Below are 13,087 nucleotides of genomic sequence, written 5' to 3'. Positions count from 1 at the left end.
CTAGTAAGATCCCTGAAAGATGATCAGGTTGATAGGTCAGAGGTGGAAGCGTGGCGACATGTGTAGCTGACTGATACTAATCGATCGAGGACTTAACCAAACTTTAAAAGCGTAAGCTTTACTCAGCGAACTGTTATCTAGTTTTGAGAGAACAAAACTTTTTCAAAAAAGTCTTGCTTTCTTTTGAAAATCATGTATAATATAATATGTCTGGTGACGATAGCGAAGAGGTCACACCCGTTCCCATACCGAACACGGAAGTTAAGCTCTTTAGCGCCAATGGTAGTTGGGACTTTGTCCCTGTGAGAGTAGGACGTTGCCAGGCTGTTATTATTCCACAGTAGCTCAGTGGTAGAGCTATCGGCTGTTAACCGATCGGTCGTAGGTTCGAGTCCTACCTGTGGAGCCAACTGGCCCGTTGGTCAAGCGGTTAAGACACCGCCCTTTCACGGCGGTAACACGGGTTCGAATCCCGTACGGGTCACCATTTATTTTTATCTACATAATAGTGGAGGATTAGCTCAGCTGGGAGAGCACCTGCCTTACAAGCAGGGGGTCGGCGGTTCGATCCCGTCATCCTCCACCACCGTGCCGGTGTAGCTCAACTGGTAGAGCAACTGACTTGTAATCAGTAGGTTGGGGGTTCAAGTCCTCTTGCCGGCACCATTTATATCGGAGGGGTAGCGAAGTGGCTAAACGCGGCGGACTGTAAATCCGCTCCTTCGGGTTCGGCAGTTCGAATCTGCCCCCCTCCACCATCTTTATTGGGCTATCGCCAAGCGGTAAGGCAACGGATTTTGATTCCGTCATGCGTTGGTTCGAATCCAGCTAGCCCAGCCATAGAGAGCCATTAGCTCAGTTGGTAGAGCATCTGACTTTTAATCAGAGGGTCGAAGGTTCGAGTCCTTCATGGCTCATTTTAATAAGCGGAAGTAGTTCAGTGGTAGAACACCACCTTGCCAAGGTGGGGGTCGCGAGTTCGAACCTCGTCTTCCGCTCCATTTCTATATAAAAAAGATTTTGGGGCCTTAGCTCAGCTGGGAGAGCGCCTGCCTTGCACGCAGGAGGTCAGCGGTTCGATCCCGCTAGGCTCCACCATACATATAAACGTACAACCTTTAAGCAATTTGCTTAAAGGTTTTTTTGTGCAGTTTCTACAAATTAGAATTGTATATATATTCAAAAAAGTGTCGAGTTGAGCCATCGCTCATTTAGCCGTTACAATAAGAGAGTAGCAACATTTGTGATGGGGGGACATATTATGAATAAGCTTTCAATTATTGGAGTACCAATGGATTTAGGTCAAACTCGCCGTGGGGTCGATATGGGGCCAAGTGCGATACGATATGCAGGTGTTATTGAACGCATCGAGAATATTGGCTATAGTGTAGAAGATAAAGGGAATATTGAAATTGCCTTAGCTGAACGAGTACATAGTGATGAAAATACAAACTTAAAGAATTTAAAAGCTGTAGCAGATGCTAGCGAGAGGCTTGCTCAGACCGTAAGTGATGTTATTACAAATAAAAGGTTTCCTTTAGTGCTAGGGGGAGATCACAGCATCGCTATCGGAACACTAGCAGGAGTAAGTCGTCATTATCAAAACTTGGGCGTGATTTGGTATGATGCACACGGAGATTTGAATACAGCAGATACGTCTCCTTCAGGAAATATTCACGGTATGCCATTGGCGGCAAGTATAGGTATAGGAGACGACGCATTGACTCGAATTGGCGGTTATACACCTAAAGTCAAGCCTGAAAATATTGTGATTATCGGAGCACGTTCTTTAGATGAAGGAGAAAAAGAGCTAATAAAGGAAAAAGGGATTAAAGTGTATACGATGCATGAGATAGACCGAATGGGTATGACAAAAGTAATGGAAGAAACAATTTTATATTTGCGTGATAAAACAGATGGGGTTCATCTATCACTCGATTTAGATGGACTGGATCCACATGATGCACCTGGAGTAGGAACGCCAGTTATCGGTGGAATAAGCTACAGAGAAAGTCATTTAGCTATGGAGATGTTGGCAGAATCTCAGCTAATCACTTCTGCCGAGTTTGTGGAAGTGAATCCTATTTTAGATGAACGGAATAAAACAGCTACAGTAGCTGTTGCATTGATGGGCTCACTTTTAGGAGAAAAATTAGTATAAAACATTAGTACCTACCAAAAAGTACATGAAATATATATGAAGATAAAAAAAAGAAGCTCTTAGTTCGGATTCGAGAGCTTCTTTATATAGAGAAAAACTTTTCATATTCATTTAATAAACCATCTAACTCTGAACTTACTCTCACCACTGTTAGTGATGATAAAGGGTTTTCTGCTGCAAGAGTGACCATGTTATTTCTGCATTCTTCAATTTGATTCAAAAGGTTCTCTTTTGTATGAGTCAAGCTTTCCACTCCTCTTCTTTTCATCTATACTAATTACATAACCTACGTACGATCTTTTTAAACATATTTGACAAATTTTTGTTAAAATAATTAAGCATAAGTGAAACTTTATGATAAAGTACACGTATATATACTATCCCGCAATGGGCGGAGGTAACCGTTACATGGATTTATTATTAAAAAGAAAAATAAAAAAAGTAAAAAAAGGTGACCAGGATGCGTTTGCTGACATAGTAGAATATCACAAGGATAAACTTTTTCATCTATGTTATCGAATGTTAGGAAACCGGGAAGAAGCGCAAGACGCTGCACAAGAGGCGTTTATTCGAGCCTATGTAAATATTCATAGCTATGACACGAGTAAAAAGTTTTCCACCTGGTTATATCGAATTGCTACAAATCTTTGTATTGATCGAATTCGTAAAAAAAAGCCAGACTATTATTTAGATGCAGAAGTAGCCGGGACCGACGGGTTAAATATGTACTCTCAAATAGCTGCCGATCAGGCCTTACCAGAGGAAGAACTAGAGCAAGTAGAATTGCAAGAATTCATTCAGTCGGAAATATTAAAGCTACCTGAGAAATATCGAACTGTCATTGTCCTAAAATATATAGATGAGCTGTCGTTAAAAGAAATCAGCGATATTTTAGACCTGCCGCTTGGTACGGTAAAGACTAGAATTCACAGAGGACGTGAAGCTTTAAGAAATCGACTTCGCCACTTGTAAGGAGTGAACTAAGAATGAAATGTCCAAAAATGTATGTAAATCTCATTCATGAACATTTGGATGGGGATATTACAAAAGAAAATGAACTATTATTAAAAGAGCATTTGCATCAATGCAAAGGTTGTCAGCAGCATATGCATCAGTTAAAAAGAACCATTGCATTTGTGCAAAGCACTTCTCATATAGAATTACCTATGAACTTTACAGCAGGTGTTATGGCTGGGTTACCACGTGAAAAGAATCGAATTCGAATGAATAGATGGTTTACAAACCACCCGATTCTTAGTGCAGCTGCTGTATTTGTGCTGTTAATGTCCGGCACGGTGTTTTCAGCTTGGGAAACGGATGAAGACTTTTCTGTTTCAAAGCAGCCGAACTTGGTCATTCATGATAAAACAGTCGTTGTACCAAAAGGTGAGACCGTCAAAGGTGATATTACTGTGAGAAATGGCGATATTAAAATTGAAGGAAAAGTAGATGGAAATGTTACTGTTATACATGGTGATAAGTACCTAGCTTCTGCAGGAGAAGTGACAGGCAATATTGAAGAGTTAGACAAGATTTTTGACTGGGTATGGTATAACGTCAAAACTCATGCCAAACAAGCTGTTGACTTTTAATAGTTGAAACATAAAACCGTCCGCTTATCTTGTTAGAGAGGAACAGTGGACGGTTTTATTTATATAAAAAGAAGGCTACATTATATAGGAACAAGGATTTAAAAATAAGATGTAATTTACAGTGTAATTTTGTTTTATGGTATAATAAAACGGTTATGTTATCTTTATTACATATATAGAGGAAGTGAGAAGATGCCTATTGGAGACCTGCCAATCCTCTCATATTTAGGAAAAATTGTTGATGTTCTCCTGGTATGGTTCGTCATATATAAATTAATTATGGTCATAAGAGGTACAAAAGCAGTACAGCTTTTAAAAGGAATCACCGTGATTTTAGTTGTACGCTTTATAAGTAACTTCCTTGGACTAAATACGCTGCAATGGTTAATGGACCAAGCGTTAACGTATGGGTTTTTAGCTATCATTATTATCTTCCAGCCGGAGCTGCGCCGAGCGCTTGAACAGCTTGGGAGAGGACGTTTGTTTTCACGCAGTAATTTGCCTGAAGAAGATGAACGTACCATTACGATTGAGGCGATTATAAAAGCAACGCATTATATGGCTAAAAGACGCATAGGTGCATTGATCTCAATCGAAAGAGAGACGGGTATGGGTGACTATATCGAAACAGGTATACCGCTCAACTCTAATATTTCTTCTGAATTATTAATCAACTTATTTATACCGAATACACCACTTCATGATGGAGCGGTTATTTTACAGCGGGATCAAGTAGCCGCTGCAGCATGTTACTTACCTTTATCTGAAAGTCCTTTTATTTCAAAAGAATTAGGTACTCGCCATCGTGCTGCTGTAGGAATAAGTGAAGTAACAGATAGTGTGACTGTTATTGTATCTGAAGAAACTGGAGGCATTTCCGTTACCAAAAATGGTGAATTGTATCGTGAATTGACAATTGATACATTGAGAGAAATGCTAGAAAAAGAATTAGTCACAACTTCTAAAGCAACTTCTTCCACTCGTTGGCAATGGAGGTTGAAGAAGAATGGATAAATTGATGAATCGATCGTGGGTTATGAAAATTATCGCGTTGCTGTTAGCCTTCATGTTATATTTATCTGTTAATTTAGATGATGGTGCCAGTTCATCAAATAAGATCCTGAACCGAAGCAGTTCTGCCAACACTGGAGTAGAAACATTAACAGATGTTCCGGTTCAAGTATCCTACAATGAGAAGAACAGAATTGTAAGAGGTGTTCCGGATACGGTTATTATGACACTGGAAGGTCCTAAAAATATTTTGGCTCAAACAAAGCTACAAAAAGATTATCAAGCTTATATTGACCTTGATAATTTAAGCTTAGGGCAGCATAGAGTCAAGGTTCAGTATCGAAATATCTCTGATAATTTAAACGTAGTGGTTAAGCCTGATATTGTAAACGTAACAATTGAAGAACGCGACTCAAAACAGTTTTCAGTAGAGGCAAGCTATGATAAAAACAAGGTCAAGAATGGATATGAAGCAGGGGAAGCAACCGTTAGTCCAAGAGCCGTCACGGTAACGGGCGCATCAAGTCAATTAGACCAAGTTGCTTATGTGAAAGCTATTATTGATTTAGATAATGCTTCAAAAACAGTGACGAAACAAGCAACTGTTGTCGCACTAGACAAGAATTTAAATAAATTGAATGTAACAGTTCAACCAGAAACGGTCAATGTAACAATCCCAGTGAAAAATATTAGTAAAAAAGTGCCGATCGATGTGATTCAAGAAGGCATGCCAGGCGACGGTGTCAACATTACGAAGCTAGAGCCTAAAACAGATACAGTGAAAATTATCGGTCCATCTGATTCTTTAGAAAAAGTCGATAAAATTGATAATATTCCAGTCGATGTTACCGGTATTACGAAATCTAAAGATATTAAGGTGAACGTCCCTGTTCCAGACGGAATAGATAGTGTAAGTCCTAAACAAATTACCGTTCATGTGGAAGTAGACAAACAAGGTGATGAGAAAGACGCAGAAGAAACGGACGCGAGTGCAGCTGAGACTAAGTCATTTAAGAATTTACCGGTTTCTTTAACTGGTCAATCCTCAAAGTACACGTATGAACTGCTTTCTCCTACTTCAGTAGATGCGGATGTAAAAGGACCAAAATCTGATTTAGATAAGTTAACGAAAAGCGGCATTAGCTTGTCAGCGAATGTAGGGAATTTATCTGCCGGGGAGCACACGGTTCCTATTATAATAAATAGTCCCGACTCTGTTACATCAACTCTATCGACTAAACAGGCAAAAGTTCGTGTAACAGCGAAAAAACAATCAGGGACAAATGATGAGCAAACAGATAAAGAAACAAGTGGAAGCACGAGCGATAAAGAAACAAAGCCAGACACGGGAACTGGATCAGGATCAGGAACAAATCCTGGGACGGGAAATTCAGGTGATTCAGCTGATAAACCAAGCGAAGAGACTGATACACCTGAAGATAATACAGATACACCAACAGATAGTACAGAAACTGGTGACGACAGTAGTAATCAAAGTGATGAAAATTCTACACCCGTAGATGGACAGACAGATAATACATCAGGAAACTAAATGTTTTGACATGAAGGAGAGAAAATTAATGGGTAAGTATTTTGGAACAGACGGAGTACGAGGAGTTGCCAATAGTGAATTAACTCCTGAGCTTGCTTTTAAAATTGGACGCTTAGGTGGTTACGTTCTAACAAAAGATTCAGAGCGACCAAAAGTATTAATCGGACGCGATACACGCGTTTCTGGTCATATGTTAGAAGGAGCGCTTGTTGCAGGATTGCTTTCAATTGGAGCAGAAGTTATGCGACTAGGCGTTATTTCAACTCCAGGGGTAGCGTATTTAACAAAAGCACTTGGCGCACAAGCAGGAGTCATGATTTCTGCTTCGCATAACCCAGTTCAAGATAACGGAATTAAATTCTTTGGTCCAGATGGATTTAAACTTTCAGATGCCCAAGAGAATGAAATTGAAGCGTTAATGGATAGTGAAACAGATCAATTACCAAGACCTGTTGGGGGAGACTTAGGTCAGGTAAATGACTACTTCGAAGGTGGACAAAAATATCTTCAATACTTAAAACAAACGGTTGATGAAGACTTCTCAGGTATTCATGTGGCATTAGACTGTGCGCACGGGGCAACGTCATCGTTAGCAGCACATTTATTTGCGGATTTAGATGCAGATATCTCTACAATGGGGGCATCTCCAAACGGATTAAACATCAATGACGGTGTAGGATCTACACATCCCGAAGCATTAAGTGCCTTCTTAAAAGAAAAAGGAGCGGATGTTGGATTAGCATTTGATGGAGACGGAGATCGTTTAATCGCAATCGATGAAAAAGGCGAGATTGTAGACGGTGATCAAATTATGTTCATTTGTGCAAAATACTTATATGAACAAGGACGTTTAAAGAAAAACACGCTTGTTTCTACCGTTATGAGTAACTTAGGCTTCTATAAAGCACTAGAAGCTAGCGGAATTGAAAGCGCACAAACTGGTGTAGGTGACCGTTATGTAGTGGAAGAAATGAAAGCTAATCAATATAACCTAGGTGGAGAACAGTCAGGTCATATTATTTTCTTAGATTACAACACAACAGGTGACGGTATGCTTTCAGCTATTCAGCTTGTAAACATTATGCAAGCAACGAAAAAGCCTTTATCAGAATTAGCAGCTGAAATGAAGAAATATCCTCAGCTTCTTGTAAATGTAAAAGTAACGGATAAGCATCATGTTACAGATAACGAGAAGGTAAAAGTGGTTATTGAAGAAGTGGAAAAAGAAATGAACGGTAATGGCCGAGTACTTGTACGCCCTTCAGGAACAGAGCCGTTAGTACGTGTTATGGTTGAAGCACAAACACAAGAAGAATGTGAAACTTATGTAACGCGTATCGTAGAAGTAGTAAAAGCAGAAATGGGCTTAGAGTAATTCATTAATTATATGCATAAGCGGTGACGTTTCAAGCTGCTTATGCATATTTTTATATTGTTGAGAAAAATTCTTGGAAATTATCTGATGCTAAAGGCTGTTTTTACAGATAGTAAAGAAGATAATTGACGTTTTCTCACTTCTTATTGTAATATTAAATCTGTTCGTCTCTTAATTTATGTAAAGGAGTGAACAATCTATTTTAAAAGTGAATACAAAGCGCCTGAACTAAGTAAAGGGACGGAAACGACTTAGTTGACGAGGAGGAGGTTTATCGAAGTATCGGCGGATGCCTCCCGGTTGTTGATTATCACGGCCGAAAACTTGATGTGAAAAACAATGAGGTGACTTATTGGACAAAAGCATTGAGATGATAATCATTGATGATGAAAAGAGACTCTCTTTTCATACATGAAGGAGGATTTTATCTATGTGCGGAATTGTAGGATATATTGGAACAGAAGATTCGAAAGAAATTTTATTACGTGGTCTTGAAAAGTTAGAATATCGTGGCTATGACTCAGCAGGTATTGCAGTTGTTAACAATGAAGGCGTACACGTATTCAAAGAAAAAGGCCGTATTGCAGAATTGCGTCAGGCAGTAGATAACAGTGTTGTAGCACCAGCAGGTATCGGTCATACGCGTTGGGCAACTCATGGTGTACCAAGCCAAGAAAATGCTCACCCGCATCAAAGTACATCTGGACGCTTCACACTTGTGCATAACGGTGTAATTGAAAACTACGCTATTTTGAAACGTGAATATTTACAAGATGTAACGTTTAAAAGCGAAACGGATACAGAAGTAATCGTTCAGTTAATTGAAAAAATCGCAGCAGAAGGCTTAGATGTAGAAGAAGCGTTCCGTAAGACAGTAAGCTTGCTTCACGGTTCTTATGCACTAGCTCTTGTTGATAACGAAGATAAAAATACAATCTACGTAGCTAAAAACAAAAGCCCGCTTCTTGTAGGTGTTGGCGAAGGATTTAACGTTGTAGCGAGCGATGCTATGGCAATGCTTCAAGTAACAGATCAGTACGTAGAATTAATGGATAAAGAAACAGTAATTGTTACAAAAGAAGGCGTAACAATTAAAACGCTTGATGGTGAAGTGGTAGAAAGAGCACCTTATACAGCAGAGCTTGATGCAAGTGATATTGAAAAAGGTACGTACCCTCACTATATGTTAAAAGAAATTGATGAGCAGCCTTTAGTTGTTCGTAAAATCATTCAAGAGTATCAAAATGAGAACAATGAACTGCACATTGATGCAGACATTTTAGGAGCAATGGATGAAGCAGACCGCATCTATATCGTAGCATGTGGAACAAGCTATCATGCAGGCCTAGTAGGTAAACAATTCATTGAAACGTGGGCGAAGGTTCCAGTAGAAGTGCACGTAGCAAGTGAATTCTCTTATAACATGCCGCTTTTATCTGAAAAGCCATTGTTTATCTTTATCTCTCAAAGTGGAGAAACAGCTGACAGCCGTGCAGTATTAGTTCAAATTAAAGAACTAGGTTACAAAGCGTTAACAATCACAAACGTTCCGGGATCAACATTATCTCGTGAATCTGATTATACGTTATTACTTCATGCAGGTCCGGAAATTGCTGTAGCATCAACAAAAGCTTATACAGCTCAATTAGCAGTGCTATCAATTCTAGCGGCTGTAACAGCAAAAACACGCGGCATTGAATTAGAATTTGATTTAGTTCAAGAGTTAGCAATCGTAGCAAACACAATGGAAGTACTTTGTGAGGACAAAGAAGAAATGGAAAGCATTGCTCTTCAATTCTTAGCAACAACTCGCAACGCATTCTTTATTGGACGTTCTGTTGATTATTATGTAGGTTTAGAAGGTGCGTTAAAACTAAAAGAAATCTCTTACATCCAAGCAGAAGGATTTGCTGGAGGAGAGCTTAAGCACGGAACAATTGCTTTAATTGAAAACAATACGCCAATTATTGCATTAGCAACACAAGAGCATGTAAACTTAAGCATCCGTGGTAACGTAAAAGAAGTAGTAGCACGTGGAGCTAATCCTTGTATCATTTCAATGAAAGGATTAGAAACAGAAGAAGATCGCTACGTGATTCCGAAAGTTCATGAAACACTTTCACCACTAGCAGCGGTTATTCCTTTACAATTAATCTCTTACTACGCTGCATTGCACCGCGATTGCGATGTAGATAAACCACGTAACTTAGCAAAATCAGTTACTGTAGAATAATAAGGTTCTAGACACCCTTCTATTATAGAAGGGTGTTTTTGTATACAATTCTCATTGAGCTAAAAAATATATTTGCTTGCTCACTTTATTTTATATAATAGAGTAGGTAAATGAACGAAACTCACTTATAAAAAAGGAAGTGAAAAGTATTAGTGGAGTAGCTCAAAGTATAAAGTACGTGTTGCGAGGCATCTTTTTTGTCTTGTATTTTCCCTTTTATTTTGTATTTCAAATTTTGTGTAAGCTATGGGTATATTTTATCGCTAAGCCCCTCATATGGATAGGAACAAGAATTATTCAACCTGTCATTGATTTCATTTGGAGATACATTATACGTTTCTTGTTCGTTTATCCTATTTCTTGGCTATGGAGTGTCCTCATCTATCCTTTTATTCTCTTCGTTTGGAAACGATGTTTTTTGCCTATAACTAGATTTATATGGAAGTACGTTTTATACCCTGTGTTGTATCTAGTTTGTTACCCTTGTTATCTTTTCTGGAAATATGTTGTGCTGCCATTTTTCAATGAAATTGTTATTCCTGTGGTTTCATTTTGTCAGCGTATATTCCTCTGTTTCTGGAAAGGAGTTAAGTGGATCGTAATTCATATGATCTACTATCCTTTACGGTGGATTTGGATGAGATGTATATACAAACCGCTTAAAAATGTATATACAAAAATCATTCAGCCGGTTATCAAATGGTTTTCTCATTTATTTAGTTAATGAAATATACCAAAAGATTGCTTGTCTTTTTTAGGTATTAAACTCGAAAGATAAGAGGGAATTGATGTATAATAAAGACGGATATATCATTGCCTATTTATTTTATTAGATTCAATTTTGAAAGAGAGTGAAACAATATGGGCCGTAAGTGGAACAATATTAAAGAAAAGAAAGCGTCAAAAGATGCTAATACAAGTCGTATATATGCCAAGTTTGGCCGTGAGATTTATGTGGCTGCGAAACAAGGCGAGCCAGATCCAGAATCAAACCAAGCGTTAAAAGTTGTATTAGAACGCGCGAAAACATACAATGTGCCAAAAGCAATTATTGACCGTGCGATTGAAAAAGCAAAAGGCGGATCAGAAGAAAATTACGATAATCTTCGTTATGAAGGTTTTGGACCAAATGGCTCAATGGTTATCGTAGATGCTCTTACGAATAACGTAAACAGAACAGCTTCAGACGTGCGTGCTGCTTTTGGTAAAAACGGCGGTAATATGGGAGTAAGCGGATCAGTAGCGTACATGTTTGATCCAACAGCTGTTATTGGTGTAGAAGGTAAGGATGAAGAAGAGACGCTAGAACTGTTAATGGAAGCAGATGTAGACGTGCGTGACATTTTAGAGGAAGAAGATTCTGTAATTGTTTATGCTGATCCGGATCAATTCCATGCGGTACAAAAAGCGTTCAACGATGCTGGTATTACGGAATTTACAGTAGCTGAGCAAACGATGCTTGCTCAAAATGATGTAACTCTTCCTGAAGATGCACAAGCTCAGTTTGAAAAAATGATTGATGCATTAGAGGACCTAGAAGATGTGCAGCAAGTATATCACAACGTTGATTTAGGATAATAGTGAAAGAGGCAGACCTATCAAAGAGGTCTGTCTTTTTTTATAGGCCGTATGAAAAGCATCTATTGACCCTTTCCCTTCGTTTGGAATATGGTAAGATAATGAATTAAGAATAGAAAATAGTAGAATTTTATAAGAGATAACTGGAGGGAAAGCAGTTGAAAAAATTAATGGTGGGGATGGCGTTAACAGCTACACTTGCAACGGCTGTAACGCCTGGCTTTGGCTCAATTGGGGGAAATCAAGGAAAGGCATATGCAGCGACAGTTACATATAAAGTAACGGCAAGCAAGCTAAATGTGAGAAGCGGAGCGGGAACAACTTACGGGATTATCGGCAGCGTAGTGAAAGGTCAAACGCTATCTGTGATGAGCAAAAGCGGAAGCTGGTACAAAATTAACTATAACGGCCGCACGGGCTACGTAAGCAGCAATTATGTACAAGCATCAGGAACAGCAACGCCACCAGCAGAAAGCACAACGTATACAGTAACGGCAAGCACGCTGAATGTAAGAAGCGGAGCGGGCACTAATTATGCAGCAATAGGAAGTGTGACAAAAGGCCAGAAGCTGTCTGTGGTGAGCAAAAGCGGAAGCTGGTACAAAATTAACTATAACGGCCGCACGGGCTACGTAAGCAGCGATTATGTACAAGTTTCAGGAACAACAACGGCCCCAACAACGCCGCCAGCAGAAAGCATAACCTACACAGTAACGGCAAGCACGCTGAATGTAAGAAGCGGAGCGGGCACTAGCTATGCAGCAATAGGAAGTGTGACAAAAGGTCAGAAGCTGTCCGTGGTGAGCAAAAGCGGAGATTGGTACAAAATTAACTATAACGGCCGCACAGGCTATGTAAGCAGTGACTATGTACAGGCTTCAGCTACAGCGTCTCCAAAGCTCGTAGTCGATTCTTTTAAAACGTTAGGTAACGCTCAGCAAGTCATCTTGGTTACAGCAGATAACTACGATACGAAGTCTGCTAAAATTCAAACGTTTGAAAAAGTTGATGGAAAATGGAAGCAAGTTTTAACCGCGAACGGTGTACTTGGACAAAAAGGATTCGCTTTATCGAAAAAAGAAGGAGATATGGAATCTCCGACAGGGAAATATACAATTGGCACAGCATTCGGACGCTATGCAAATCCTGGAACTAAGCTTCCATATCGAAAGATTACAGCAAATGATGTATGGGTAGACGATTCAAAAAGCTCTCTGTATAATACGTGGCAGCAAAAGCCAGCGAATGGCCGCTGGACGAGCGCTGAGAACATGGTTATCCCGGCTTATGATTATGGGTTTGTCATTAATTATAATGAATCTAGAACCCCAGGAAAGGGAAGTGCAATCTTCTTTCATGTAGGAACAAATTATACAGCAGGATGTACGGCCACTTCTAAAGAACAAGTTGTCTCTATTTTAAAATGGTTAAATCCAGAGAAAAATCCAGTTATTATTCAATCTCCTGTAAGTGAATTAGATAAATATTAAGTTAGAAAGCAGCTGAATTCGTGTAATTCAGCTGCTTTTTTATGTAATTAAAAGCTTTGTCCGTCTGTGGTACGACAAAGTTAGTTTTCTTATTC

10 protein-coding genes, 9 tRNA genes and 2 rRNA genes are annotated in these 13,087 nt (G+C 39.2%); 20 read left to right on the top strand and 1 reads right to left on the bottom strand.

What is annotated here, in order from left to right; all coding sequences use genetic code 11:
* From MMB68_RS26650 to rocF, 12 genes are all read left to right on the top strand, one after another.
* A 23S ribosomal RNA gene (locus tag MMB68_RS26650) occupies positions 1 to 100 on the top strand; the annotation flags it as partial.
* A 109-nt stretch (positions 101 to 209) separates the two neighbouring features.
* Positions 210 to 325: ribosomal RNA gene (rrf, locus tag MMB68_RS26645) — 5S ribosomal RNA — on the top strand.
* Positions 326 to 334: 9 nt separating this feature from the next.
* Positions 335 to 409 (top strand) — tRNA-Asn (locus MMB68_RS26640).
* 3 nt (positions 410 to 412) lie between these two features.
* Positions 413 to 487 (top strand) — tRNA-Glu (locus tag MMB68_RS26635).
* Positions 488 to 510: 23 nt separating this feature from the next.
* Positions 511 to 586: transfer RNA gene (locus tag MMB68_RS26630), tRNA-Val, on the top strand.
* Positions 587 to 590: 4 nt separating this feature from the next.
* Positions 591 to 666: transfer RNA gene (locus MMB68_RS26625), tRNA-Thr, on the top strand.
* 8 nt (positions 667 to 674) lie between these two features.
* Positions 675 to 758: transfer RNA gene (locus tag MMB68_RS26620), tRNA-Tyr, on the top strand.
* Positions 759 to 765: 7 nt separating this feature from the next.
* A tRNA-Gln gene (locus MMB68_RS26615) sits at positions 766 to 840 on the top strand.
* Positions 841 to 844: 4 nt separating this feature from the next.
* Positions 845 to 917: transfer RNA gene (locus MMB68_RS26610), tRNA-Lys, on the top strand.
* A gap of 9 nt (positions 918 to 926) precedes the next feature.
* Positions 927 to 1,001 (top strand) — tRNA-Gly (locus tag MMB68_RS26605).
* Between the two features lie 21 nt (positions 1,002 to 1,022).
* A tRNA-Ala gene (locus MMB68_RS26600) sits at positions 1,023 to 1,098 on the top strand.
* A gap of 163 nt (positions 1,099 to 1,261) precedes the next feature.
* Positions 1,262 to 2,161 carry an arginase gene (gene rocF / locus MMB68_RS26595; protein ID WP_025753445.1) on the top strand — a complete coding sequence of 300 codons (900 nt, stop codon included), beginning with the start codon at positions 1,262 to 1,264 and terminating at the stop codon, positions 2,159 to 2,161.
* Between the two features lie 82 nt (positions 2,162 to 2,243).
* On the opposite strand, the gene MMB68_RS26590 is transcribed toward rocF, so the two are convergent.
* Positions 2,244 to 2,414 carry an aspartyl-phosphate phosphatase Spo0E family protein gene (locus MMB68_RS26590; RefSeq protein ID WP_223260213.1) on the bottom strand — a complete coding sequence of 57 codons (171 nt, stop codon included), beginning with the start codon at positions 2,412 to 2,414 and terminating at the stop codon, positions 2,244 to 2,246.
* 155 nt (positions 2,415 to 2,569) lie between these two features.
* Here MMB68_RS26590 and sigW point away from each other — a divergent pair, with 155 nt between their 5' ends.
* From sigW to MMB68_RS26550, 8 genes are all read left to right on the top strand, one after another.
* Positions 2,570 to 3,133 (top strand): RNA polymerase sigma factor SigW, encoded by a 564-nt coding sequence (sigW, locus tag MMB68_RS26585; RefSeq protein WP_013054969.1) that lies wholly within the window; start codon positions 2,570 to 2,572, stop codon positions 3,131 to 3,133.
* Between the two features lie 14 nt (positions 3,134 to 3,147).
* On the top strand, positions 3,148 to 3,753 hold the full coding sequence (locus MMB68_RS26580) for an anti-sigma factor family protein (protein WP_013081391.1): 606 nt from the start codon (positions 3,148 to 3,150) through the stop codon (positions 3,751 to 3,753).
* A 192-nt stretch (positions 3,754 to 3,945) separates the two neighbouring features.
* Positions 3,946 to 4,767, top strand: coding sequence for a diadenylate cyclase CdaA (cdaA, locus tag MMB68_RS26575; protein WP_057243254.1), 822 nt, complete (start codon positions 3,946 to 3,948; stop codon positions 4,765 to 4,767).
* Entirely contained in the window at positions 4,760 to 6,316 is a 1,557-nt protein-coding gene (locus tag MMB68_RS26570; protein ID WP_221786117.1) for a CdaR family protein, read from the top strand. Before cdaA ends, MMB68_RS26570 begins: the two co-directional genes overlap by 8 nt.
* 28 nt (positions 6,317 to 6,344) lie before the next feature.
* A complete protein-coding gene (gene glmM, locus MMB68_RS26565; RefSeq protein ID WP_042992391.1) occupies positions 6,345 to 7,691 on the top strand; it encodes a phosphoglucosamine mutase in 1,347 nt (448 codons plus the stop codon).
* Positions 7,692 to 8,121: 430 nt separating this feature from the next.
* Positions 8,122 to 9,924 (top strand): glutamine--fructose-6-phosphate transaminase (isomerizing), encoded by a 1,803-nt coding sequence (gene glmS / locus MMB68_RS26560; RefSeq protein WP_115652903.1) that lies wholly within the window; start codon positions 8,122 to 8,124, stop codon positions 9,922 to 9,924.
* An 861-nt stretch (positions 9,925 to 10,785) separates the two neighbouring features.
* The gene (locus tag MMB68_RS26555; protein ID WP_013054976.1) at positions 10,786 to 11,502 is read left to right on the top strand and encodes a YebC/PmpR family DNA-binding transcriptional regulator; all 717 of its coding nucleotides are present in this window, start codon (positions 10,786 to 10,788) and stop codon (positions 11,500 to 11,502) included.
* 143 nt (positions 11,503 to 11,645) lie between these two features.
* A complete protein-coding gene (locus MMB68_RS26550) occupies positions 11,646 to 12,992 on the top strand; it encodes an SH3 domain-containing protein (RefSeq protein WP_346780489.1) in 1,347 nt (448 codons plus the stop codon).
* Positions 12,993 to 13,087 lie beyond the last annotated feature (95 nt).

This window comes from Priestia sp. Y58 (assembly GCF_029522095.1).
GTDB classification, from domain to species: domain Bacteria; phylum Bacillota; class Bacilli; order Bacillales; family Bacillaceae_H; genus Priestia; species Priestia megaterium_E.
The sequence above is the reverse complement of the archived record's forward strand: the minus strand, read 5'-3'. Positions and strand labels throughout refer to the sequence as shown.

What these genes read in the sequence shown, in the direction of transcription:
- MMB68_RS26570 (WP_221786117.1), top strand. Translation starts at nt 4,760, where the DNA reads ATGGATAAATTGATGAATCGATCGTGGGTTATGAAAATTATCGCGTTG.
- glmM (WP_042992391.1), top strand. Translation starts at nt 6,345, where the DNA reads ATGGGTAAGTATTTTGGAACAGACGGAGTACGAGGAGTTGCCAATAGT.
- MMB68_RS26580 (WP_013081391.1), top strand. Translation starts at nt 3,148, where the DNA reads ATGAAATGTCCAAAAATGTATGTAAATCTCATTCATGAACATTTGGAT.
- rocF (WP_025753445.1), top strand. Translation starts at nt 1,262, where the DNA reads ATGAATAAGCTTTCAATTATTGGAGTACCAATGGATTTAGGTCAAACT.
- cdaA (WP_057243254.1), top strand. Translation starts at nt 3,946, where the DNA reads ATGCCTATTGGAGACCTGCCAATCCTCTCATATTTAGGAAAAATTGTT.
- sigW (WP_013054969.1), top strand. Translation starts at nt 2,570, where the DNA reads ATGGATTTATTATTAAAAAGAAAAATAAAAAAAGTAAAAAAAGGTGAC.
- glmS (WP_115652903.1), top strand. Translation starts at nt 8,122, where the DNA reads ATGTGCGGAATTGTAGGATATATTGGAACAGAAGATTCGAAAGAAATT.
- MMB68_RS26555 (WP_013054976.1), top strand. Translation starts at nt 10,786, where the DNA reads ATGGGCCGTAAGTGGAACAATATTAAAGAAAAGAAAGCGTCAAAAGAT.